Origin of the sequence: Hyphomonas sp. CY54-11-8 (assembly GCF_000682735.1) — a bacterium.
In the GTDB taxonomy this organism is placed as follows: Bacteria; Pseudomonadota; Alphaproteobacteria; order Caulobacterales; family Hyphomonadaceae; genus Hyphomonas.
In genome coordinates this window covers 141,639-163,505 of record NZ_AWFD01000001.1, presented here as the reverse complement: position 1 = coordinate 163,505, position 21,867 = coordinate 141,639, and the positions used below count along the sequence as shown (strand labels likewise).

Annotated in this window: 19 protein-coding genes; 11 read left to right on the top strand and 8 right to left on the bottom strand. The window is 63.0% G+C overall.

Features of this window, described 5'->3' with window-relative positions:
* The first annotated feature begins 7 nt into the window (after positions 1-7).
* From HY17_RS00890 to HY17_RS00860, 7 genes are all read left to right on the top strand, one after another.
* Positions 8-1,351, top strand: a complete 1,344-nt coding sequence (locus HY17_RS00890; protein WP_034761206.1) for an RsmB/NOP family class I SAM-dependent RNA methyltransferase — start codon at positions 8-10, stop codon at positions 1,349-1,351.
* A 91-nt stretch (positions 1,352-1,442) separates the two neighbouring features.
* On the top strand, positions 1,443-1,940 hold the full coding sequence (locus HY17_RS00885; RefSeq protein ID WP_034761203.1) for a glycine zipper 2TM domain-containing protein: 498 nt from the start codon (positions 1,443-1,445) through the stop codon (positions 1,938-1,940).
* A gap of 79 nt (positions 1,941-2,019) precedes the next feature.
* Positions 2,020-2,688, top strand: a complete 669-nt coding sequence (gene rpe / locus HY17_RS00880; RefSeq protein WP_034761198.1) for a ribulose-phosphate 3-epimerase — start codon at positions 2,020-2,022, stop codon at positions 2,686-2,688.
* An 18-nt stretch (positions 2,689-2,706) separates the two neighbouring features.
* Positions 2,707-4,437, top strand: coding sequence for a heparinase II/III family protein (locus tag HY17_RS00875; RefSeq protein ID WP_034761194.1), 1,731 nt, complete (start codon positions 2,707-2,709; stop codon positions 4,435-4,437).
* Positions 4,434-6,326 carry a polysaccharide biosynthesis protein gene (locus tag HY17_RS00870; RefSeq protein ID WP_081812904.1) on the top strand — a complete coding sequence of 631 codons (1,893 nt, stop codon included), beginning with the start codon at positions 4,434-4,436 and terminating at the stop codon, positions 6,324-6,326. Before HY17_RS00875 ends, HY17_RS00870 begins: the two co-directional genes overlap by 4 nt.
* A 60-nt stretch (positions 6,327-6,386) precedes the next feature.
* Positions 6,387-7,988 carry a bifunctional phosphoribosylaminoimidazolecarboxamide formyltransferase/IMP cyclohydrolase gene (purH, locus tag HY17_RS00865; RefSeq protein WP_034761190.1) on the top strand — a complete coding sequence of 534 codons (1,602 nt, stop codon included), beginning with the start codon at positions 6,387-6,389 and terminating at the stop codon, positions 7,986-7,988.
* Positions 7,989-7,998: 10 nt separating this feature from the next.
* Positions 7,999-8,574 carry a hypothetical protein gene (locus HY17_RS00860; protein WP_034761186.1) on the top strand — a complete coding sequence of 192 codons (576 nt, stop codon included), beginning with the start codon at positions 7,999-8,001 and terminating at the stop codon, positions 8,572-8,574.
* A gap of 6 nt (positions 8,575-8,580) precedes the next feature.
* Here the strand turns inward: HY17_RS00860 and HY17_RS00855 are convergent, their stop codons facing one another.
* From HY17_RS00855 to HY17_RS00840, 4 genes are all read right to left on the bottom strand, one after another.
* On the bottom strand, positions 8,581-9,399 hold the full coding sequence (locus tag HY17_RS00855; RefSeq protein ID WP_034761182.1) for a PhzF family phenazine biosynthesis protein: 819 nt from the start codon (positions 9,397-9,399) through the stop codon (positions 8,581-8,583).
* Positions 9,400-9,484: 85 nt separating this feature from the next.
* Positions 9,485-10,303, bottom strand: coding sequence for a bifunctional hydroxymethylpyrimidine kinase/phosphomethylpyrimidine kinase (gene thiD / locus HY17_RS00850; protein ID WP_034761179.1), 819 nt, complete (start codon positions 10,301-10,303; stop codon positions 9,485-9,487).
* A 5-nt stretch (positions 10,304-10,308) separates the two neighbouring features.
* On the bottom strand, positions 10,309-10,959 hold the full coding sequence (gene fsa / locus HY17_RS00845; protein WP_034761176.1) for a fructose-6-phosphate aldolase: 651 nt from the start codon (positions 10,957-10,959) through the stop codon (positions 10,309-10,311).
* A 33-nt stretch (positions 10,960-10,992) separates the two neighbouring features.
* Positions 10,993-12,303: a UDP-glucose/GDP-mannose dehydrogenase family protein gene (locus HY17_RS00840; protein ID WP_034761173.1), complete on the bottom strand. Its 1,311-nt coding sequence runs from the start codon at positions 12,301-12,303 to the stop codon at positions 10,993-10,995.
* Positions 12,304-12,473: 170 nt separating this feature from the next.
* On the opposite strand from HY17_RS00840, the gene HY17_RS00835 reads away from it, so the two are divergent.
* Positions 12,474-13,112 (top strand): glutathione S-transferase family protein, encoded by a 639-nt coding sequence (locus HY17_RS00835; RefSeq protein ID WP_034761171.1) that lies wholly within the window; start codon positions 12,474-12,476, stop codon positions 13,110-13,112.
* Between the two features lie 14 nt (positions 13,113-13,126).
* Here HY17_RS00835 and HY17_RS00830 read toward each other — a convergent pair whose 3' ends face one another.
* From HY17_RS00830 to HY17_RS00815, 4 genes are all read right to left on the bottom strand, one after another.
* Positions 13,127-14,641, bottom strand: a complete 1,515-nt coding sequence (locus tag HY17_RS00830) for a phosphomannomutase/phosphoglucomutase (RefSeq protein ID WP_034762271.1) — start codon at positions 14,639-14,641, stop codon at positions 13,127-13,129.
* A 94-nt stretch (positions 14,642-14,735) separates the two neighbouring features.
* Entirely contained in the window at positions 14,736-15,455 is a 720-nt protein-coding gene (locus HY17_RS00825) for a type 1 glutamine amidotransferase (protein ID WP_034761168.1), read from the bottom strand.
* A 6-nt stretch (positions 15,456-15,461) separates the two neighbouring features.
* Positions 15,462-17,321 carry an ABC transporter ATP-binding protein gene (locus HY17_RS00820; protein ID WP_034761164.1) on the bottom strand — a complete coding sequence of 620 codons (1,860 nt, stop codon included), beginning with the start codon at positions 17,319-17,321 and terminating at the stop codon, positions 15,462-15,464.
* Between the two features lie 71 nt (positions 17,322-17,392).
* Entirely contained in the window at positions 17,393-19,135 is a 1,743-nt protein-coding gene (locus HY17_RS00815) for a DUF885 family protein (protein ID WP_034762269.1), read from the bottom strand.
* Positions 19,136-19,244: 109 nt separating this feature from the next.
* On the opposite strand from HY17_RS00815, the gene sdhC reads away from it, so the two are divergent.
* From sdhC to sdhA, 3 genes are read left to right on the top strand one after another with little or no spacing between them, the layout of a single operon-like run.
* Positions 19,245-19,643, top strand: coding sequence for a succinate dehydrogenase, cytochrome b556 subunit (gene sdhC, locus HY17_RS00810; RefSeq protein WP_034761160.1), 399 nt, complete (start codon positions 19,245-19,247; stop codon positions 19,641-19,643).
* Positions 19,644-19,656: 13 nt separating this feature from the next.
* A complete protein-coding gene (gene sdhD / locus HY17_RS00805) occupies positions 19,657-20,052 on the top strand; it encodes a succinate dehydrogenase, hydrophobic membrane anchor protein (RefSeq protein ID WP_034761155.1) in 396 nt (131 codons plus the stop codon).
* Positions 20,053-20,076: 24 nt separating this feature from the next.
* Positions 20,077-21,864, top strand: a complete 1,788-nt coding sequence (gene sdhA, locus HY17_RS00800; RefSeq protein ID WP_034761152.1) for a succinate dehydrogenase flavoprotein subunit — start codon at positions 20,077-20,079, stop codon at positions 21,862-21,864.
* Positions 21,865-21,867 lie beyond the last annotated feature (3 nt).

Here is a 21,867-nt window from a genome sequence, read left to right as displayed (position 1 = left end):
TGAACCAATGAGCGGCGCACTGGTGCGGCGGGCAGCCGCCGATCTCCTGTTCCTGACACTCGAGAAGCGCCGCACGCTGGACCAGGCCATGGCCGAGTCCCCGCCCTTCAACGACCTTGACGGGCCGGACCGCGGCTTTGCCCGCGCCATCGCCTCCGCCGCCCTGCGCGAGCTTGGCCGGATCGACATGGCCCTCGCCCCCCTCCTCTCACGTCCGCTGCAGGCCGCGAGCCCGGCGATCCGAGCACTGCTCCGCGTCGGCGCGGTCCAGCTCTGGCGGATGGATGTGCCGGAACACGCCGCTGTCTCCGAAACCGTGGAAGCGGCAAAGGACTGGCCGGATGCCCGCTCAGGCGGCGCCTTCCTGAATGCCGTGCTGCGCCGGGCCGCCGCCGAGCGCCCGGATCTGGACGCCCTGCCGCTCACCGCGATCTGGCCGGACTGGCTGGCTGCGGCCTTCGAGGAAAGCGTCGGGGCCGATGGCGCTGCCGCGCTCGCCGCCGCCCAGCTTGGTGAACCCGGCATTTACCTCACCGCGAAGACCAGCGCCGCCGCCGTCGCCGAAGTGACCGGCGGGGAGCTGCTGGGCAATGGCTCGGTCCGTGCGCCGGGCGGGCCGGTCGAGACCCTGGCGGAGTATGGTAGCGGAGACTGGTGGGTGCAGGACCCGGCCGCCGCTCTCCCCGCAAAACTGCTCATGGCATGCCCATCGGATAGTCCGCCCAAGTCCGGCATGATCATGGACAAGTCCGATATGGTCATGGGCAAGTCGTCCGAAGTCACGGCGATTGACCTCTGCGCGGCCCCCGGCGGCAAGACGCTGCAACTCTGCGCGGCGGGCCTGAACGTCATCGCGGTCGACCGGTCGAAACCGCGTCTGAAACGGCTCGAAGAGAACCTCGCCCGTACCGGGCTTTCTGCTGAAATTATTGCAGCAGACGCCGAAACCTGGCGCCCGGAGACGCCTGCCGACCTGCTGCTGCTGGACGCGCCGTGTTCCGCCCTCGGCACGCTGCGCCGCCACCCGGAAGGCGCCTGGATCAAGCGCCCGGACGACATCGCCCGCTTCCCGGATGTGCAGTACCGACTACTGAAAGCAGCCACAGAGATGGTCCGCCCCGGCGGCACGATCCTCTACTGCGTCTGCACCCCGCTGAAGGCCGAAGGCGCCGATGTCGTGGACCGCGCCATCGCCAACGGCTTCGTCACCCGCCTGCCCGTGAAACCGGAAGAAGCGCCGGGATTCGAGACCTGCATTACCGAGAAAGGCGATCTCGTCACCCTCCCGGCGACGAATTCCGAACATGACGCATTCTTCATGTCACGGCTCACCCCGGCAACGCTAAGGTAAGTTAACGCCCTGAAATTGCCGCTGAAGGTTCATCTGCCATTCAGCGAATACATGCCAGAAAGTCCCCATACATTGTGCAGGGAGCACTAAAATGACCGTTGTTTCTTCCATCCGCACCTCGACCGGTAAGCTGGCCGCCGGTGCCTTCCTGGCGCTCAGCCTGTCTCTGGCAGGCTGCGCCTCGACATCCGGCGTTGGTACGGCCAGCCCGGGCGCTGTCGGCCAGGCGTCCACCGTCTATCACGGCACCGTCACCTCGGTCCGCGAAGTGACTATCAAGCGTGACAGCTCGATCATCGGCACAGCCACCGGAGCCGTGCTTGGCGGCCTTGCAGGTTCTGAGCTTGGCGGTGGCGACAAGGCCCAGACGGCTGGCGCCATTGGCGGCGCAGTCCTCGGCGGCATCGTCGGCAACGAAGCCGGCAAGGCTGTCGGCACGTCGAAAGCCTTCGCTTACATCGTCCGCTTCTCCAGCGGCGAGAGCAAGGAAATCATCCAGGGCGCAGACGTCTACATCGCCCCCGGCACGCCGGTTGATATCATCGCCGGTGCCGACGGCTGGAAGCTGATCCCGGCGGCGGCATACTAAGCGCAACCCGTTCAATCGGAAGCAGATGCGGAACGCCGGGCGCCTTGTGTGCCCGGCGTTTCCCATTTAGGGAGTCTCTATGCGCGACGTACTGATTTCACCTTCGATTCTTTCCGCAGACTTTGCCTGTCTCGGTGAGGAAATCCGGGCCATCGACCATGCTGGCGCCGACATGATCCACATCGATGTCATGGACGGCCATTTCGTGCCGAACCTGACCTTCGGCCCGCCCGTGATAGAGAAGCTCCGTCCGCATACGAAGAAGCCGTTCGATGTGCACCTGATGATCGCACCGGTGGATCCATTCATCCACGCCTTTGCCAAGGCGGGCGCCAACATCCTGACCGTGCATCCGGAGGCAGGCCCGCACCTGCACCGGACGCTGCAGGCGATCCGCGCCACGGGCATGAAGCCGGGCGTCGCGCTCAACCCGGCCACGCCGGCCAGCATTATTGAGCCGGTCATCGACGATATCGACCTTGTGCTGGTCATGTCGGTAAACCCCGGCTTTGGCGGGCAGGCCTTCATCGAAAGCCAGCTGCGCAAGGTCGAGCAGCTGCGCCGGATGATCGACCAGACCGGGCGCGATATCATTCTCGAAATCGACGGCGGCCTGAACGCCGAAACCTCTCCCCGCGCGATCGCCGCCGGAGTCACGGCCATCGTTGCCGGGTCTGCCGTGTTCAAGGGCGGCCCAACGGCCTATGCCGATAATATCCGAGCCCTGAGACCCAGCGTGCACGCTTAACAGGATTGGACGCGTCCCGTGTCAGGTGGAGACAGCCAATACGCTGCTGAACGGGCCCCGCGATCGGGAGCGGACGATGCTGCGCTCTGGCGGCGCTTCCGGGGCGTTGGCGGGGAGGATGCCAAGATCGGCGCCGTCCAGCGCCTGAAACAGACCGGCCCCGTCCCGCAGGGCTTCACGCTTCACCTGGCCGATATCGTCCCGCCCGACACGCTGCGCGGCGAAGCGCTGATGCGCGATGTATGGCGAATCGGCATGTCGCGCATGACGCTAGAACCGGGACAAAGCCCATGGTCGGTACCCATGCCATCCAAACATGTCGCCGACAGGCTGCACCGGTTTGCCTGGCTGCCGGACCTTTTCTCGCAGGGCGAAGAAGGCGCGGTCCGGGCGCGGGCGCATGTCGATTCCTGGATCGAGATGTTTGGCGGGTTCAACGGCTTTGCCTGGCGTATCGATCCGACGGCTGCGCGCCTCTGGCACTGGCTGCGCTGTGGTGAAGACCTGTTCGAGGAAGGCCCGGAACCGGCCCGTCAGGCGCGTCTTGCCTGCCTGCTGCACCAGCTGCGCTACCTTGAGAGCCAATCCGATGCTGCCGTCGACCCGAAGGCCCGCTGGATGGCCGCAATCGTACTGGTCGCCGGGGCGCTGTGTTTCAACAACCGGCCGGCCCTGGGCCTTGCCCTCGATCGGCTGGATGCGGAATGCACCGCGCAGATCCTGCCAGATGGCGGGCATGTCAGCCGGGCCCCCTCGCGCCTCCTGTTCTGCCTGTTGCAATTGCAGGCCCTGGAGGAATTGCTGAACCGGGCCGGGGTCGAGCCGCCCGACTATTTCGCCAAATGGATCCCGCGGATGGGCGCCATGCTGGCCTTCTTCCAGACCGGTGACGGCGCACTGAACCCGTTCAATGACGGCGATGAGTCCCGCCCGGAAGTGGTCGAAGCGGCGCTCGCCCGCCTGCCCGCGCCGCCGCGGCGTTTCACCTTCGCCCCGAAATCCGGCTTTCAGAAGCTCGAGAAACAAGGGCTGCGCCTTGTGCTTGATTGCGGTGAGGCACCGGGCCTGCCGTTCGGCGACCAGGCCCATGCCGGGGCACTGGGGTTTGAGCTGTCAGATAGCAATTCCCGCATCGTGACTTCCTGCGGGTTCAGCGCCGAGGTGAACATCGACTGGCAGGCCGCTGTGCGCCGCACCAGCGCGCACTCGACGCTCATTCTGTCCGGCCGGGATTCTGCAACATTTTCGCTGAACGAGGCGACGCGCCTCCTGTCAGCCAGCGGGCCGGATGGCATTTCGGCCAAACGGCTCGAAGAGGCGGATGAAATCTGGCTGGATGCCCAGCACGGCGGCTACAAGCCGGCCCACGGCCTGCTGCACCGGCGGCGCTTGTTCATGGCGGGTAACGGACGGCGCCTTGCGGGTGAGGATTCGCTGGTACGGCCGATTTCCCAGGCCCCGGCGGAAGACCGGAAATTCATAAATTTCGAAATTCGCTTCCATCTGCACCCAACCGTGGAGGCGGTGATGGGAAAAGATGCGATTCGCTTAATATGCGAAAATGGGGCTGTATGGCGCTTCAAAACGAGTCATGAAGGGGCAAGACTCGAACGGACGGCCTATCTCGCCCGAGGCGTAGTTGAACGCCCCGAGCAAATTGTGATCGCTGGCTTTGCGGATCCGAATAGCGACGGAACCGAACCGCCAAACTGCGTCCGCTGGGCCTTTGTGAAGGAACCGAGTGCATGACGCCTCAACGTGCCGCACGCAGAGCCATGTACCTGACCCTGGGGTTCGACCTCAGCGCGGCCGCTGCGGCCATGATCCTGTCCAATGTGCTGTTCTGGTGGACCGGGGAACCGCGGGGGGAATTCCCGGTCAGCTCCACCCTGCTCAGCACCGTCTGTTTCACAGCCGCCGTCGCTGCCGGTTTCCTCGTACTGCGCATCCAAACACAAGTGTGGCGGCATATCGGTTGGCCGGATGCCGTTCGGATCATGCAGGCCATCGCGCTGTCGGGCCTGATCTACCTGCCGATAGCCGGCCTGCTCAACGGCGCGCTGTCCCAGCCCTGGGGCATCCTGCTTACCGCCCTGCTGATCTGGACGATTGGCCTGTTCACCGGGCGAATGGTTGCGCTCTCCCGCTCGACCCGCAAGCCGCTGCAGATTTTCAGCCCCGTCGCGAGGGATGCCCGGCAGATCCTGCTGATCGGCGACGTGCCAAGCTGTATCGGCGTGATCCGGCGCCTGCAGACACCGACGGAGACCCAGAACTTCCGGCTGCTGGGCCTGATCGATACGGACGGCAATGATCCCGGCCGGGCCATTCGCGGTGTGCCGATCATGGGCGGCCTGGATGAATTGTCGAACGTGCTCGATGTCCTGTCGGTCCGTTACGGGCATACGCCCTGGGTCGCGGTCACGGGCGCAGCCCGTGACCGCAAGACCATGATGCAGATCCTGGAAACGACCTCTGCGCACGGCACGCAGATCATGGCGCTTTCCGGGGAAGAAACCGCCCAGCTCCTGGAGAAGGTGCGCCCGGCGGACCTTCTGGCCCGGCCTGAGCGTCGCCTGAGCATCGCCCCGGTCCGCAACAGGATCGAAGGGTCGCGCGTCCTGATCACTGGCGGCGGCGGCACGATCGGGTCCGAACTTGCCCGCCAGGTCGCAGGCCTGAAACCCAGCCAGCTGACCATCATCGATTCCTGCGAATTCAATCTCTACAGCATCGACATGGAACTGACGAAACAGTTCCCAGACATGGCGATCTGTTCGCGTCTCGGTGATGTGCGTGACGCCCAGCGCGTACGCGACATCTTCCAGACGGCCCAGCCCGAAGTCGTGATCCACGCCGCCGCGCTGAAACATGTGCCATTGATGGAACGCAATGTCTGCGAAGCCATCCTGACCAATGTCGAAGGGGCCGTGAACTGTGCCCGGGCCGCTGCAGCCGTCGGCGCAGGCAGCTTCGTCTTCATCTCGACCGACAAGGCCGTGGACCCGGACAATGTCATGGGCGCCACCAAGCGCCTCGCCGAGATCGCCATTTCCCGCATCGCCGAGGAATCCGGCATGGCGGCCGCCATGGTCCGGTTCGGCAATGTGCTTGGCTCGTCGGGATCCGTGGTGCCGCTGTTCGAAAAGCAGATCGCGGATGGCGGTCCGGTCACCATCACAGATATGGGCGTGACCCGCTATTTCATGACGGTGGAGGAAGCCTCTTCCCTCGTCCTGCAGGCCGGTGTCCTGCAGCATACGGGCGGGCATTCGGACATTTACGTCCTCGACATGGGCGAGCCGATGCCCATCCTGCAGCTGGCCGAAACGCTGATCCGCCTGAAGGGCCTGATTCCCGGCGTTGATATTGAAATCACCCAGACCGGCCTGCGGGCAGGCGAAAAGATGCATGAAGCGCTGACCTACGAGCACGAGACCGTGGTCCGCACCGATGTCGATGGCGTCCTGCGCGTTGTCAGCCGGACGCCCACATCGGAACTGTTTGACAAGCAGCTTTCCGTCCTCATTGAGGCTGCCAGCCGCCGTGAACGATCTGAAGCGCTGCGCATGCTGGGCATGATGGTACCGGAGTATGGCGTGGAAAGGGCTGCAAAAGCCTTCAAGGACATTGCTTGACGCCCTGCCCTGCCGTGCTACCCCGCGCGACAACAAATTGTCCTTCCTGGAGAACCTCTCATGTCCGACGCCGCCAGCGGAGCTCCCGTCCGTATTCGCCGTGCCCTCCTGTCCGTTTCCGACAAGACCGGCCTTGTGGAGCAGGCGAAGAAGCTCGCTGAAAAAGGCGTTGAACTTGTCTCCACCGGAGGCACGTCGAAACTGCTCAAGGAAGCGGGGCTCGAAGTGAAAGACGTCGCGGACCTGACCGGCTTCCCGGAAATGATGGATGGCCGCGTGAAGACGCTGCACCCGGCCGTGCATGGCGGCCTGCTCTACCTGCGCGACAACCCCTCCCACGTGAAGGACGCCGAGACCCACGGCATCGGCGCGATCGACCTGATCTACGTGAATCTCTACCCGTTCGAGGCGACGGTCGCTTCCGGCGCGGACTTCGAGACCTGCATTGAGAACATCGACATCGGCGGCCCGGCCATGCTGCGCGCGGCGGCCAAGAATGGCGCCTTCGTCGCGGTCTGTACCGATGGCGGCGATGTCGACAAGGTGCTGGAAGAAATGGACGCGAATGATGGTGAAGTCAGCGTTGCGCTCTGCCGCAAGCTCGCCGCGAAGACCTATGCCCGCACCGCCGCCTATGACGCGGCCATCTCGAGCTGGTATGCGGACCAGCTGGGCGAGACAGCGCCGGACTGGGCCGCCATCGGTGGCAAGCTGCAGCAATCACTGCGCTATGGCGAGAATCCACATCAGAAAGCCGCGTTCTATGTCACCGGCGAGAAGCGCCCCGGCGTTGCCACGGCGAAACAGCTGCAAGGCAAGGAACTCTCCTACAACAACATCAACGACACCGACGCCGCCTATGAGCTGATCGGTGAGCTCGGCGCAGACGTCCCCGCGGTCGCCATCATCAAGCACGCCAACCCGTGCGGCGTCGCGCAAGGGTCCAGCATCATCGAAGCCTACCGCGCGGCGCTCGCCTGCGACTCGACCTCTGCCTTTGGCGGGATCGTGGCGCTGAACCGCGCGCTGGACGAAGAGACGGCAAAAGAGATCTCCCAGATCTTCACTGAAGTCGTCATCGCCCCCGGCGCCGATGCGGCAGCAGAAGCCGTCTTCGCCAAGAAGAAAAATCTCCGCCTCCTGATCACCGACGGTCTGCCCGACCCCGCCGCTGCCGGCCGGTTTGTGAAAACCGTCGCAGGCGGATTCCTGATGCAGGACCGCGACTTCGGGCGCATCACGAAGGCAGACTTGAAAGTCGTCACCAAGATCGCCCCGACCGACCAGCAGCTGGACGACCTGCTCTTCGCCTGGCGCGTCGCGAAGCACGTGAAATCCAACACCATCGTCTATGCCAAAGACGGCGCGACGGTCGGTGTCGGCGCTGGCCAGATGAGCCGCATCGATTCTGCCCGCATTGCGGCCCGCAAGGCCGAGGACGCCGCCGAAGTCGCCGGCTGGGCCGAGCCGAAGACCAAGGGCTGCGTCGCAGCCTCCGACGCCTTCTTCCCCTTCCCGGATGGCCTGCTGCAGGCAGCCTCCGCTGGCGCCAGCGCCGTGATCCAGCCGGGCGGCTCGATCCGTGACGACGAAGTGATCGCCGCAGCCGACGAAGCCGGCCTCGCCATGGTCTTCACCGGCATGCGCCACTTCCGCCACTAGGCCAGACTCGATGCGTGCCCGTCTTCTCGCCGCCGCGCTGCTACTGGTGACCGCCTGCAGCCAGCCGACCCTTCAGGAGTCGGAGTTCATGCAGCGCCTGTCCGCCCTCTGCGGAAGGGCGTTCGAAGGCAAGATCGTCAGCGATGATCTGCAGGATGATCCCTGGCGCGCGCAGCGCATTGTCATGCATGTCCGCTCCTGCACGAAGGACGAGATCCGCATTCCGCTGCATGTCGGCGAAGACCGTTCCCGCGTCTGGGTGATCCACCGCGAAGGCGACCGCCTCGCCCTGCATCACGAGCATCGCCACGAAGACGGCAGCTTCGATACGCTGACCGGCTATGGCGGTGCGCGCGACGACCGCTTCAGCGGCAGCCGCCTGAACTTCCCGGCGGACGAGGCGACGAAAGTCCTGTTCGACGCGTCCGGCATTCCGCAGTCGAAAGACAACGTCTGGGCCGTGGAAGTGCGCCCCTCGCACAGCCTGTTCGCCTACGAACTGGAACGCCCCGGCCGATTCTTCCGCATCGAATTCGACACGGCCCACCCGGTGGAGGCTCCGCCCGCCCCCTGGGGCGCGGAGTAACCGCGTCTAGAGCGTGAAGCTGCCTTCGATCACGGTCACCGACGTGCCGATGAGTTTTACGCGGTGACCGCTCAGTTTGGTATCGATGAAGGCGCCGCGGCCCGGATAGGCCTGATGGCATTTGAGCTCGGTCTTCCCGGTATGCTCGTGCATCACGCGGGCGAGCATTGTGTGCCAGCTGCCGGTGGCCGGGTCTTCATCGATCCCGCTGCCCGGCGCGAAGAAACGGCTGGTAACGTCCACACCATCGCCACCTGTCGCGAAACAACCAAAATTGCCGCGGTCCCAGCCTTCCCCCGGCACGCCAAGGTCTTTCAGGGCTTTCTGGTCTGGCTTGAGGGCTTTGACATCGTCCGGCGTTTCGAACCGCGCCGCATAGAACATGCCGCCCCATGCCTGCACTGGACGGGCGCCAAGCGCGTCGGCAACATCATCTGTCACCGGAATTTCCTGCACCGGACCGCACGGGAAATCCATTTCCAGCTGGCCGTCCGCCAGCCGGCGCACGACCAGGCGGCCGGCATGGACTGTCTCGAAATGAATGGCTTCACCTTTGAAGCCCTGCTCTTCGAACAGGACATGCGCGCTCGCCAGCGTGGCATGACCACAGAGCGGCACTTCCACAGCCGGGGTGAACCAGCGTAGCGCCCAGGTGTTGCCGCCTTTGGGAACCAGATAGGCCGTCTCGGCGACGTTGTTCTCTGCCGCAATCGTCTGCAGCACGGCATCGGGAAGGAAGTCCTCAAGCGGCATCACGCACGCCTGGTTTCCCTCGAATGGCCGCGAGGCAAAGGCATCGACCTGATAGAAAGGCAATTTCGGCATGGGCGCCTCCTGTTTCGGGGCGCATCCTTTGCCACACTCTCAGAAGACGGCAAATCGATCATTTCTGATCGATTGTTAAGGCCGGCTATTCCTCGTCGTCCAGCACCCAGCCATGATGGACCGGCCCGGCACCCTTGCCGAACCCCTTGGCAGTCCGGATGGCCCCCAGCAGGTATTCGCGTCCCTGCTCGACCGCTTCCGGAACGCTAGCGCCCTGCCCCAGCAGAGCGGCAATCGCGGACGCAAGCGTGCACCCGGTTCCATGCGTGGACGTCGTATCGATCCGCGGGCTTTCGAAGATCCATTCGCCGGTCGTCGTCTGCAACACATCGACAATCTTGCTGCCCGGAATATGCCCGCCCTTGACCAGAGCCCCATTTGCGCCAAGCTCGAGCAGCTGTTCTGCGGCCCGGCGCTGGCCATCGACCGTCTCGACAGCTTTGCCGGTCAACACTTCGGCTTCCGGCGCGTTCGGCGTGACCAACCGAGCATGGGGCACAAGTTCGGACCGGATGGCATCAACGCCCTTCGCGTCGACCAGCCGGTGGCCAGACGTGGAGATCATGACCGGGTCGATCACGCGCGGCACCATCTGCGCATTTTCGGAAAGGCATTCGGCGACCGCTTCGACCAGCGCTGCACTGCCGAGCATGCCGGTCTTAATCGCATCGGCGCCAATGTCTTTCAGCGTGACGCGCATCTGGTCGGTCACGGCCTGAAGCGGCAAGGGCCATACGCCGTGCACGCCGGTTGTGTCCTGCACCGTAATCGCCGTCACTGCTGTCATGGCATACCCACCCAGCATGGCGACGGCCTTGATGTCGGCCTGAATGCCGGCCCCACCGCCGGAATCGGATCCAGCGATAATGAGGACCCTGCCCTGCGGGCCTTGCGACTCGGTCATGCGGGTCAGACCTTGATGCCAGCCTTCTCAGCGTCGGCGAGGAAGGCTGCGAGGCCTTTATCCGTCAGCGGATGAGCCGCCAGTGTCTTGATCACGTTCGGCGGCATGGTTGCGACGTCTGCCCCGGCAAGGGCCGACTCCTTCACATGGTTCGCCGTGCGGATCGAGGCCGCCAGGATCTCGGTGTCGAACAGGTAGTTGTCATAGATCTGGCGGATGTCGGAGATCAGTTCCATGCCGTCCAGATTGATGTCGTCGAGGCGTCCGATGAAAGGCGAGATAAAGGTCGCGCCGGCCTTGGCAGCCAGCAAGGCCTGGTTGGCCGAGAAACACAGCGTGACGTTCACCATCGTGCCTTCGCCGGTCAGTGTCTTGCAGGCTTTCAGGCCGTCCCAGGTGAGCGGAAGTTTCACGGCGACGTTTTCAGCAATCGCCGCCAGCTTGCGGCCTTCGGTGATCATGCCGTCATAGTCGGTGGCGACCACTTCGGCGCTGACCGGGCCTTCGACCAGGTCGCAGATTTCCTTGATCACTTCAGTGAAAGGCCGTCCAGACTTGGCGACCAGCGACGGGTTCGTGGTGACACCGTCGATCAGACCTGTCGCGGCGAGCTCCGCGATATCGTCAATATTCGCGGTATCTACAAAGAATTTCATGTGTCCTGTCCTTGTGTGCAGCGACGGGGCAGATCAAACGGCCGGGCGGCCGATGGAGGTGTAAGCGAAGCCTTTCGCGGCCATGTCTTCCGGCGAATAGATGTTCCGCAAGTCTACCACGACATTGCTCTTCAGTGCAGCCTTGATACGCTCAAGGTCAAGGGCCCGGAACTGGTCCCATTCGGTCACGATGACAAGTGCATCGGCATCCTGGGCCGCCTCATAGGCATTCTTCGCGAACTGGATATCCTTCAGCAGGTGGCTGGCTTCTTCCATCGCCTCGGGATCGTAGGCCTTGATCGTTGCGCCGGCCGCCTGAAGCGCCGGCAGGATATCGAGGCTCGGCGCGTCGCGCATGTCGTCGGTGTTTTGCTTGAAGGCGAGGCCAAGAACGCCAATCGTCTTCCCGCTGACATCGCCGCCCATGGCCGCAATCACCTTGCCAGCCATCGCTTTCTTACGGGCCGCATTCACCTCGACAACCGTGTCGACGATACGCACCGGGCTGTCATAGTCGTTGGCCGTCTTGGTCAGTGCCAGCGTGTCCTTCGGGAAGCAGGAACCGCCATAGCCCGGCCCGGCATTCAGGAATTTCCTGCCGATCCGGCCATCGAGGCCGATGCCACGGGACACTTCCTGCACGTTCGCACCGACCTTCTCGCAAAGGTCTGCCATCTCGTTGATGAAGGTGATCTTCACTGCGAGGAAAGCGTTGGCCGCGTACTTGATCAGCTCGGAAGTCCGGCGGGCGGTGAACAGGATCGGCGTCTCGTTCAGGAACAGCGGACGGTAGAGTTCCTTCATCACCTCGCGGGCTCGCTCGTCCTCGGTGCCGACGACGACGCGGTCCGGAATCTTGAAATCCTTGATGGCAGCGCCTTCGCGCAGGAATTCCGGATTTGACACAACGGCGAAGTCGCCATCGGGGCGCGCCTTCCGGATGATTTCTTCCACCTCGTCGCCGGTGCCAACCGGCACGGTCGACTTGGTCACGACAACAGTGAAGCCGTCCATCAGCTGGGCGATTTCTTCTGCGGCGCCGTAAACATAGGAGAGGTCGGCATGGCCGTCGCCGCGGCGGGACGGCGTGCCGACAGCAATGAACACCGCATCGGCATCGCGAATGGCTTCCGCCGGGTCGGTCGTGAAGAACAGCCGCTCTTCCTGGACATTCTTCGCAACCAGATCATCGAGGCCTGGCTCGTAGATCGGCATGATGCCGGCTTCCAGCTTCTCGATCTTGGAAGCGTCCTTGTCGACACAGGTAACGGTATGGCCGAAGTCCGCAAAGCAGGCGCCGGAAACCAGCCCCACATAGCCTGTGCCAATCATTGCAACGCGCATGGGGAAACCCTCAATCCTGCCTGTTCAAACTGGCCGGAGGGGTGCGATTTTTGTGCCAACTGGTCAAGGGGTCATGACTGTACGTCAGGTAGTTTCAGTCAGAACGAATCCGCATTGACTGAGCTCCCTCGAGAGGGCAGGATCAAAACGTGAACAAATGGAAGGGGCGCATGACCAGTCTGAAACTGTATACCAACCCGATGTCCCGCGGCCGGATCGCCCGCTGGATGCTGGAGGAAGTCGGCGCACCCTATGACGTGGAATACCTCACCTATGGCGGCACGATGAAGGCGCCGGAATACCTTGCCATCAATCCGATGGGCAAGGTCCCGGCGATTGTTCATGGCGACCAGGTGGTGACTGAATGCGCCGCGATCTGCGCCTATCTGGCGGATGCCTTCCCGGAAGCCGGGCTTGCGCCGCCGGTGGACAAGCGCGGGGCCTATTACCGCTGGATGTTCTTCGCAGCGGGCCCCGTCGAATCCGCCGTGACCAACCGGGCGCTCGGCTTTACGGTCGCTGAAGACCGGAAGATAATGGCTGGCTATGGCGATTTCGACGCCATGTATGACGTGCTGGTGAAGGCCGCTTCTGACGCATCGCCTTATCTGTGCGGCGACCAGTTTACCGCAGCGGATGTATACCTCGGCGCCCAGATCGGCTGGGGACTGCAGTTCGGCTCCGTCCCGCCGCATGACGCGCTGGCGGAATACTGGAGCCGGCTCGAATCCCGTCCCGCCTGGAAGCGCGCCGAAGAAATCGACGACGCCGCAGGCGCCAAAATGGGCATGCCGCCCGCTGGCAGCTGATCAGAGACGGCCGATCAGATTTCCTGGTTGTAGGCGCCAACTTCCGGGTGCTTGCCGAGGCGGGGTTTCACTTCCTTGTGGAAGAGGTCCTTCATGTCAGCTTCGCTGGCCATGGATTCGACCACGACGACCAGTTCCGGCTTGTTGGATGACGCCCGCACCAGAACCCAGGAGCCGTCTTCCAGTGTCACGCGGGCACCGTTGACAGTATTCACGTCGACCACTTTCCGGCCAAGAATCTCCGTGCCGTTCAGGCCCTGATATTCTTCGACCATCTTGTCGACGATGCCATACTTGGTCTCGTCATCGCAGTGCGGCGACATGGTGAGCGAGGTCCAGGCCGTGCCCAGTTCCCCTTTCAGTTCCGCCATCGTCTTGCCCGGGTTGCGGTCCAGCATCTGCAGCACGGCCTTGGCAGCAACGAGGCCGCAGTCATAGCCGAGCCCGATCGGTGGACGGAAGAAGAAGTGGCCGGACTTCTCGAAGCCCGCGAGCGCGCCAAGCTCGTTCGTGCGCCGCTTGATGTAGGAGTGTCCGGTCTTGTAATAATCGACGGTGGCACCGTTTTCCTTCAGTACAGGATCAGTCTTGTAGAGGCCGGTCGATTTCACATCGACCACGAATTTTGCGTTCGGATACTGTTTCGACAAATCGCGGGCCAGCATCAGGCCGATCTTGTCAGCGAAGATTTCCTCGCCCGTATTGTCGACAACACCGCAGCGGTCGCCGTCGCCATCAAAGCCGAGCGCAACGTCTGCACCATGCTCCCTCACGGCTGCGGCCATCGCGTGCAGCATTTCGGAATCTTCCGGATTCGGATTGTATTTCGGGAAGGTCATGTCGAGATTGCAGTCCATCTCGATGACCTCAGCGCCCATGGCGCGCAGTGCGTCCGGCGCAAAGGCACCTGCCGTGCCGTTACCGCAAGCTGCGATCACGCGCAGCGGACGGGACAGTTTCACGCCATCAGAGACGGACGCGATATATTTCTCGCGGATGCCTTCGACACGGTAGTGCTTGCCGCCTTCGCGTTCGACAAAGGCGCCGCCCATGACGATTTCCTTCAGGCGGCCCATTTCTTCAGGGCCGAAAGTGAGCGGCTTGTTCGCGCCCATCTTTACGCCCGTCCAGCCATTCTCATTGTGGCTGGCGGTGACCATGGCGCAGCAGGGTGCATCCAGTTCGAACTGGCTCCAGTAGACCATCGGTGAAAGCGCGAGGCCGACATCCATCACTTCGCAGCCGCCCTGCGTCAGGCCCAGGATCAGGGCATTCTTGATCGGCTGGCTGATGGAGCGGAAATCATGGCCGGTGACCACTTTCGGCTCGACACCCAGTTCGTGGAACAGCGTCGCCATGCCCAGGCCGAGGGCCTGAACACCCGTGAGGTTCAGCTCCGGGGCTTTTTCCTTGCCGATACCGTTGAACCACCAACGGGCATCATATTCGCGAAAACCTGTCGGTTTCACCAGTGGCAGCACTTCGAACTCGAACGTATTCGGAGCGATGTTGGCGAGCGGTTTCGGCATCATGTCGGATATCTCCACGGATTGTGTGCGCGTGTTGAACACTGTTGCACATGTTTCCGCAACCGGATGCAGGTTTCACACCAAATTCAAATCGTTAACGCCTGCGCCGGTGTGCGTTCAGGAATTCCGCCGTCCAGCGCGCCAGACGGGTGTGATCGCCTTCGATTTCAAGGGATTCCAGCGCCTGATCCGTTAAGGTTTCGCCGAGGCGCGGGCGGCGCAGGGAATAAAGTGCCGCAGAGTAGCGATCGGCGAATTCCGGATGACACTGGAAGCTGAGCGCTGGCGCCTCCGGATAGTACAGACCTGCGAACGGCGTGAAATCCGACGCCGCGATCACTTCCGCGCCCGGCGGCAGGGACACGACCTGGTCCTGATGGCTGACAGCCGCTGAAACGGTGGGCGGGCACGCCTCTTTGATAAAGCCCGGACAGGCCACGACATCGTAAGTGTGCCGCCCGACGCCCCAGCCTTTCTCAGACTTCACGACGTTGCCGCCCAGCGCTTCGGCCATGATCTGGTGACCGAAACAAATGCCGACCTGCGGCACACCCGCGGCAGCGCCCGCACGAACGAAATCGGCCAGCGGACCGATCCATGCCTCGTCGTCGTAAACGCCGGCGGGAGACCCTGTGATCATCACCGCTTCCAGCGTGTCCAGCGCTGGCAAAGGCTGGTTCTGGATAACCGAGACGGTCTCGAATTCATATTGGCCGACGCCTGCCATCATCTGGCGGAACATGGCCGGATAATCCTCGAAGTCGCCGCGGATCGGCTCCGGCACGAGGCCGGTTTCGATAATGGTCAGTTTCATGAGGCCCTACTCCGCCGCAACTTCGCTATCTGCCTCACCCGGTTCGACCAGGAACCCGCCGGACTGGCGCGCCCAGAGCTCGGAATAGAGCCCGCCGGCGGCGACAAGATCGGCGTGGCTCCCCTGCTCCACGATCTGGCCTTTATCCAGCACGATCAGCCGGTCCATCGCGGCGATGGTCGACAAGCGGTGGGCAATGGCGATCACCGTCTTGCCCTCCATGAGTTCGAACAGTTTTTCCTGGATCACGGCCTCGACCTCGGAATCGAGCGCCGAGGTCGCCTCGTCGAGGATCAGCACCGGGGCATCCTTCAGGAAGATACGCGCAATGGCGATCCGCTGGCGCTGGCCGCCGGAGAGTTTCACGCCGCGCTCGCCGACATGCGCATCGAGACCGCGCCGGCCCTTTGAATCTTCAAGATCGTTGATGAAATCCAGCGCGGCGGCTTTCTCACACGCTGCCAGGATCTCGGCGTCGCTGGCGCCCGGCCGGCCATAGGCGATGTTCTCGCGGATCGACCGGTGGAGGAGCGAGGTATCCTGCGTCACCACACCGATCTGTGCCCGGAGCGAATCCTGCGTCACGTGAGAGACATCGTGCCCATCCAGCAGGATGGCGCCGCTTTCGGTTTCATAGAAGCGTAGCAGCAGGTTTGTCAGCGTCGTCTTGCCTGCGCCGGAGCGGCCGACGAGGCCGATTTTCTCGCCCGGCCGGATGGAGAGGGAAAAGTTCTCGATCACGCCTGACCCTTTGCCATAGTGGAAGGAGACATCCTGGAATTCGATTGCTCCCACGCCGTGCGGCAGGTCTTCCGCATCCGGCGCATCGGCCACGGCAACCGGACGGTTGAGCATGGCCTTCCCGTCATAGACCACGCCGATATTCTCGAAGAGGCCTGCGACTTCCCACATGATCCATTGCGACATGGACTTGATCCGCAGCGTCAGACCGATCGCCGCTGCCACGGCGCCTGCCCCGACCAGATTGCCCATCCACAAATATATGCCTATCGCGCCGACCAGGAAAACCAGCAGCGAATTGTTGAGATAGACGACCACATTGAAACCAGTGACGTAGCGCATCTGCCGGTACACCGTCTGCAGGAAGCCCTGCATACTGTCCTTCGCATAGGCTTCCTCGTGTCCGGCATGGGCGAACAGTTTGACGGTCTGGATATTGGTGTAGCTGTCGACAATACGCCCGGTCATGACAGAGCGCGCATCGGCCTGCTCTTCCGCCACCTTGCCGAGTCGCGGAACGAACCAGGCCATGACGAGGCAGTAGAGCCCGCCCCACAGGAGGAATGGCAGCATCAGGCGCCAGTCGGACGAGGCCACCAGAACCAGTGCCGAGATGAAATAGACAACCACGAAAACGAAAACGTCGAGGATCTTCATCACCGCCTCGCGTACAGCGAGCGCGGTCTGCATCACCTTGGTTGCGACGCGGCCGGCGAATTCGTTGCCGAAGAAGTTCATCGACTGGCCCAGCATCTGCCGGTGCATTCGCCAGCGCGCGCTCATCGGCACATTGCCCATCAGGCCCTGGTAGACGATCAGTGCATGGATCAGTGTCGCGAGCGGCAGGGCAACCAGCACCACACCCGCCATGAAGGCGAGCCGGGGGCCTTCGCGCTGAAGGAAACCCTCCCGGTCAGCGGAGGACAGCCAATCGACGATCCCGCCAAGGAAACCGAACAGGGTTACCTCTCCCACGGCGATGAGCGCAGTCAGGGCTGCCGTGACCGCCAGCCACGGCACAGCATCACGGATGTAATACCGGACGAAAGGCCAGAAGCCGTCCGGCGGCACTTCCAGAAGCTGGTCCGGAAAAGGAGCGAGGCGGTGTTCAAAGAAGCGGAACATGGCCCGCCCATTTGGCGTGCCGGTCAGGGCGAGACAAGCCTGCCCGGAACAAATTTAAATGGCTGTCGCAATCAGGGCACGAGCGCGACAGGTGCAGGCGCCAGTTGCGCGTCGATCCAGTCATGTATCTGGCGGTCCAGCACGTCCAGCGGAACAGCGCCCTGCGACAGTACCGCATCGTGGAATGCGCGGATGTCGAATTGATCACCAAGGGCTTCTTCGGCCTGATGACGCAGGTCCAGGATTTTCAGTTCACCGATCTTGTAGGCCGTCGCCTGCCCCGGCCAGCCCATATAGCGGGTGACTTCATTCTGGATGTTCAGTGGCGCGAGCGCAGAGTTTTCGTTGAAACATTTCTCCGCCTCTTCCCGGGTCCAGCCATACCAGTGCAGCCCTGTGTCGGCGACCAGCCGGCAGGCGCGCCACATTTCCATCGAAAGGCCGCCGAAACGTTCATAGGGCGTCTCGTTCAGGCCTGCCTCCATCGCCAGGTGTTCGGCATAGAGTCCCCAGCCTTCGCCGAAGGCGGTAGCGTAGTATTGCTGGCGGAAACGCGGTTGGCCTTCCATTTCCATCGCCAGCATGATCTGCAGATGGTGCCCCGGCACAGCCTCATGCGCCGAAAGGGCTGGCAGCTCATAGAGCGGCCGCTGGTCCAGCGCGTACGTATTGACCAGATAGATGCCGGGCCGGTTTTCCTGTGGATCGCCTTCCACGTACCGCCCGGACGTGTAGCCCGGCGCAATCGTGGCCGGTACCGGCTCCACATCATACCAATGCTCCGGAAGCTTGCCGAAATAGTCGGGCAGGATCGCGTCCAGCTTCGCCGCTGTTTCCTTCGCCCGGCTCATCAGTTCCTCAGGCGTCTTTGCATAGAAGGCCGGATCGGTGCGCAGGAAATCGAGGAAGTCCTGGAAATCGCCTTCGAAATGGATTTCCTGAAGGATGGCCTCCATTTCGGCGCGGATACGGGCGACTTCGGCCTCGCCGAGCGTGTGGATCTCTTCCGGGGAATAACCGGCGCCGGCCGTGTGATGCTCGACTGCCGCCGCATAGGCGTCCAGGCCGCCCGGCAATTCCGCGATACCGGCCCCTGCCCGTGTGTGAGGCGCATAGTCTTCCTCGATAAAGGCAAGTGTCTTGCGATAGGCCGAGATCGCATTGGCAACGGCGGTCAGCCCATCCGTTCTCAGCCGGGAGGCAACGGCCGGGTCCATGCCCGCAGGCAGGTTCAGGAACGGAACGTACAGTCCGCTCGCACTCGGATCATCTGAGATCTGTTCGCGGATCTGGTCGGTCGACACTTTCAAAGGATCGGCATGGGCCACCCAGCCAGTGGCGAGCCCCCGGCGCATGTTCGCGACGTTTTCGGCAAAATAGCGCGGCACATCGTTCAGGCGCGCAATCCACGCCTCGCCTTCGGCTTCGCTGGTGATCGTGGTCTGCATCGCCGCAAAGATGGGTTCGGCCTGGAAGCCCCAGTCACCGGTGAACGGGATGCGTGGGGTGTCGAAGCGCGCATCATCGATATCGGCCGACAGGAGACGTTCGAGAATGGCCTGATCGGTGGTCCGGTCCGTCTCGAGGGCCGCAATCGAATCGCGCAGCGCCTGCGCCCTCGCCGCCCGCTCAGATATGGCTTCGGGTGTCACTTTTCCCCAGGCCGATGGCGCTTCCCCAGCGGCACGTGCCGCTTCCTCTGGGTAAACGTCACGCACATACACCTCATATTCGGCGACCAAGGCATCCATCGGATCCGCCAGTGCCGCAGGTGTGATCAGAAACAGGGCCACAACCCACAGAAATCGTTTCATATTGTCACTCCATGACGCGCCGTGCGTTGACAGGATCATAGAGACTCCTAGAACCGCAAGCCAAGCACTTGAGTGAAACTCTTACCATTCATCGGAAGGTGTCCTTCGCATGTCAGGATCGTCCGGGGCTGATGCCCGCCCGCTGTCGCCTCACCTCCAGGTCTGGCGCCCCCATGTCACCATGGCCGCTTCGATCACCCACCGCATCACTGGCGTTGCCCTCTATTTCGGCACCTTCCTGATCGCCGGCTGGATCATCGCTCTGGCCACCGGTGCCGAGTGTTACGATGCCATCGAGGGGATCCTCTTCTCTTGGTTCGGAAGCGTCATCCTCTATCTCTGGGCGGTCGCTGTCCTGTTCCACCTCGTGAACGGCATCCGCCACCTGCTCTGGGACGGCCCAAATATCGGCTTCGATCCGGGCCGTGCCAGCGCCGTTTCCGTCTTCAACTACGCATTTGCCATTCTGGGCGCGGCCGCCATCTGGTTCGCCGCCGCCGGACTGTAGGAGGCAGAGACCCATGTCGAACAGCCAGTTCCTGACCCCGACCAAAGCCGCCCGCGGCCTCGGCTCCGCCAAATCCGGCACCCATCACCATATCGGCCAGCGCGTATCGGCCATTGCCCTCATATTTCTGGTGCCGTGGTTCCTGTTCTCGATCATCAACGCCGTCCAGGGCGGTGAAAAGGCTGCGATCGAATGGATTTCGCAGCCGCTGCCGGCGATCCTGCTGATCCTTACGGCCGGCGCGACCGTATACCATATGCGCCTCGGCATGCAGGTGGTCATTGAAGACTATATTGCGAAGACGGGGATGCGCTCGGCGCTGCTGATCCTGAACAGCTTCGCCTGTATCGCACTGTTTGCGGCCATCGCCCTTTCGGTCCTGAAACTGTGGATTGGCGCGGGCGCGTAAGCGACGCCGCGGGAGAGTTAGAACATGAGCACCTATAACTGGATCGATCATACATACGATGTCGTGGTTGTCGGCGCGGGCGGTTCCGGCCTGCGCGCCGCCCTCGGCGCGGCCCAGGCTGGCCTGCGCACCGCCTGTATCACCAAAGTCTTCCCGACCCGCTCGCACACAGTTGCAGCGCAGGGCGGCATTGCCGCTTCTCTCGGCAATATGGGCGAGGACAACTGGCGCTGGCACATGTACGACACCGTCAAGGGGTCTGACTGGCTGGGCGACCAGGACGCCATCGAATACCTGACGCGGAACGCCCCGCAGGCTGTCTACGAACTTGAGCACTGGGGCATGCCCTTCTCGCGGACCGAGGAAGGCAAGATCTACCAGCGTGCCTTCGGCGGCATGACCCGCGACTTCGGCCAGGGCCCGGTGCAGCGCACCTGCGCCGCCGCAGACCGGACCGGCCACGCCATGTTGCACACGCTCTACGGCCAGTGCGTGCGTGAAGAGACCGAATTCTTCATCGAATATTTCGCCATGGACCTGATCATGGACGAGGAAGGCGCCTGCCGCGGTGTTACAGCCTGGAAGCTGGATGACGGCACGCTGCACCGCTTCCGTGCCCAGAAAGTCATCCTGGCCACCGGCGGCTATGGCCGCGCCTTCTTCTCCTGTACCTCCGCCCATACCTGTACGGGCGACGGCAACGCCATGGTGCTGCGCGCCGGCCTGCCGCTTCAGGACATGGAATTCGTGCAGTTCCACCCGACCGGCATCTATGGGTCGGGCTGCCTGATCACTGAAGGGTCCCGCGGTGAAGGCGGCTACCTGACCAACTCCGAAGGCGAACGCTTCATGGAGCGCTACGCCCCCAGCGCGAAAGACCTCGCCTCCCGTGACGTCGTCTCCCGCGCCATGACCGTGGAAATCCGAGAAGGCCGCGGCGTCGGCCCGGAAAAGGATCACATCCACCTGCACCTCGAGCACCTCGGCGCCGAAGTGCTGGCCGAGCGTCTGCCGGGCATTTCCGAAACCGCGAAAATCTTCGCCGGTGTCGACGTCACCAAGGAACCGATCCCGGTCCTGCCGACGGTCCACTACAATATGGGCGGCATCCCGACGAACTATCACGGCGAAGTGCTGACCAAGAAAAACGGCGATCCGGATTCGGTCGTGCCGGGCCTGATGGCCGTTGGCGAAGCGGCCTGCGTGTCGGTGCATGGCGCCAACCGCCTTGGCTCCAACTCGCTGATCGATCTGGTCGTGTTCGGCCGCGCAGCAGGCCTGCGCTGCGGTGAGACGACGATTGCCGGTGCCACGCAGCCGGAACTGCCGAAAGGCGCAACCGACAGCCACCTCGCCCGCCTCGACAAGTTCCGCAACGCATCCGGTGACCAGCCGGTCGCCAAGCTGCGCCTCGAAATGCAGCGCGCCATGCAGAGCAACTGCGCCGTGTTCCGCACCGGCGACGTTCTCAAGGAAGGCGTCGACGCGATCGAGGAAGTCTACAAGAAACTGCCGGGCATCGATGTCCAGGACCGCACCATGGTGTGGAACACCGACCTCGTCGAAGCGCTCGAGTTCGACAACCTCCTCGCCCAGGCGGCCGTTACTGTGAATGGCGCGGCAACGCGCGAAGAGAGCCGCGGCGCCCATGCCCGCGAGGACTTTGCAGACCGCGACGACGAAAACTGGATGAAGCACACGCTGGCGTGGAACGATGGCACCGGCAAGGTGACGCTCGATTACCGCCCTGTGCACGACTACACGATGTCGAACGAAATCAGCTACATCGAGCCGAAGGCCCGGGTTTACTAAGAG

Coding starts and splice junctions, on each gene's coding strand:
- HY17_RS00890 (WP_034761206.1), top strand. CDS start 8: ATGAGCGGCGCACTGGTGCGGCGGGCAGCCGCCGATCTCCTGTTCCTG.
- HY17_RS00885 (WP_034761203.1), top strand. CDS start 1,443: ATGACCGTTGTTTCTTCCATCCGCACCTCGACCGGTAAGCTGGCCGCC.
- rpe (WP_034761198.1), top strand. CDS start 2,020: ATGCGCGACGTACTGATTTCACCTTCGATTCTTTCCGCAGACTTTGCC.
- HY17_RS00870 (WP_081812904.1), top strand. CDS start 4,434: ATGACGCCTCAACGTGCCGCACGCAGAGCCATGTACCTGACCCTGGGG.
- purH (WP_034761190.1), top strand. CDS start 6,387: ATGTCCGACGCCGCCAGCGGAGCTCCCGTCCGTATTCGCCGTGCCCTC.
- HY17_RS00860 (WP_034761186.1), top strand. CDS start 7,999: ATGCGTGCCCGTCTTCTCGCCGCCGCGCTGCTACTGGTGACCGCCTGC.
- HY17_RS00855 (WP_034761182.1), bottom strand. CDS start 9,399: ATGCCGAAATTGCCTTTCTATCAGGTCGATGCCTTTGCCTCGCGGCCA.
- thiD (WP_034761179.1), bottom strand. CDS start 10,303: ATGACCGAGTCGCAAGGCCCGCAGGGCAGGGTCCTCATTATCGCTGGA.
- fsa (WP_034761176.1), bottom strand. CDS start 10,959: ATGAAATTCTTTGTAGATACCGCGAATATTGACGATATCGCGGAGCTC.
- HY17_RS00840 (WP_034761173.1), bottom strand. CDS start 12,303: ATGCGCGTTGCAATGATTGGCACAGGCTATGTGGGGCTGGTTTCCGGC.
- HY17_RS00835 (WP_034761171.1), top strand. CDS start 12,474: ATGACCAGTCTGAAACTGTATACCAACCCGATGTCCCGCGGCCGGATC.
- HY17_RS00830 (WP_034762271.1), bottom strand. CDS start 14,641: ATGCCGAAACCGCTCGCCAACATCGCTCCGAATACGTTCGAGTTCGAA.
- HY17_RS00825 (WP_034761168.1), bottom strand. CDS start 15,455: ATGAAACTGACCATTATCGAAACCGGCCTCGTGCCGGAGCCGATCCGC.
- HY17_RS00820 (WP_034761164.1), bottom strand. CDS start 17,321: ATGTTCCGCTTCTTTGAACACCGCCTCGCTCCTTTTCCGGACCAGCTT.
- HY17_RS00815 (WP_034762269.1), bottom strand. CDS start 19,135: ATGAAACGATTTCTGTGGGTTGTGGCCCTGTTTCTGATCACACCTGCG.
- sdhC (WP_034761160.1), top strand. CDS start 19,245: ATGTCAGGATCGTCCGGGGCTGATGCCCGCCCGCTGTCGCCTCACCTC.
- sdhD (WP_034761155.1), top strand. CDS start 19,657: ATGTCGAACAGCCAGTTCCTGACCCCGACCAAAGCCGCCCGCGGCCTC.
- sdhA (WP_034761152.1), top strand. CDS start 20,077: ATGAGCACCTATAACTGGATCGATCATACATACGATGTCGTGGTTGTC.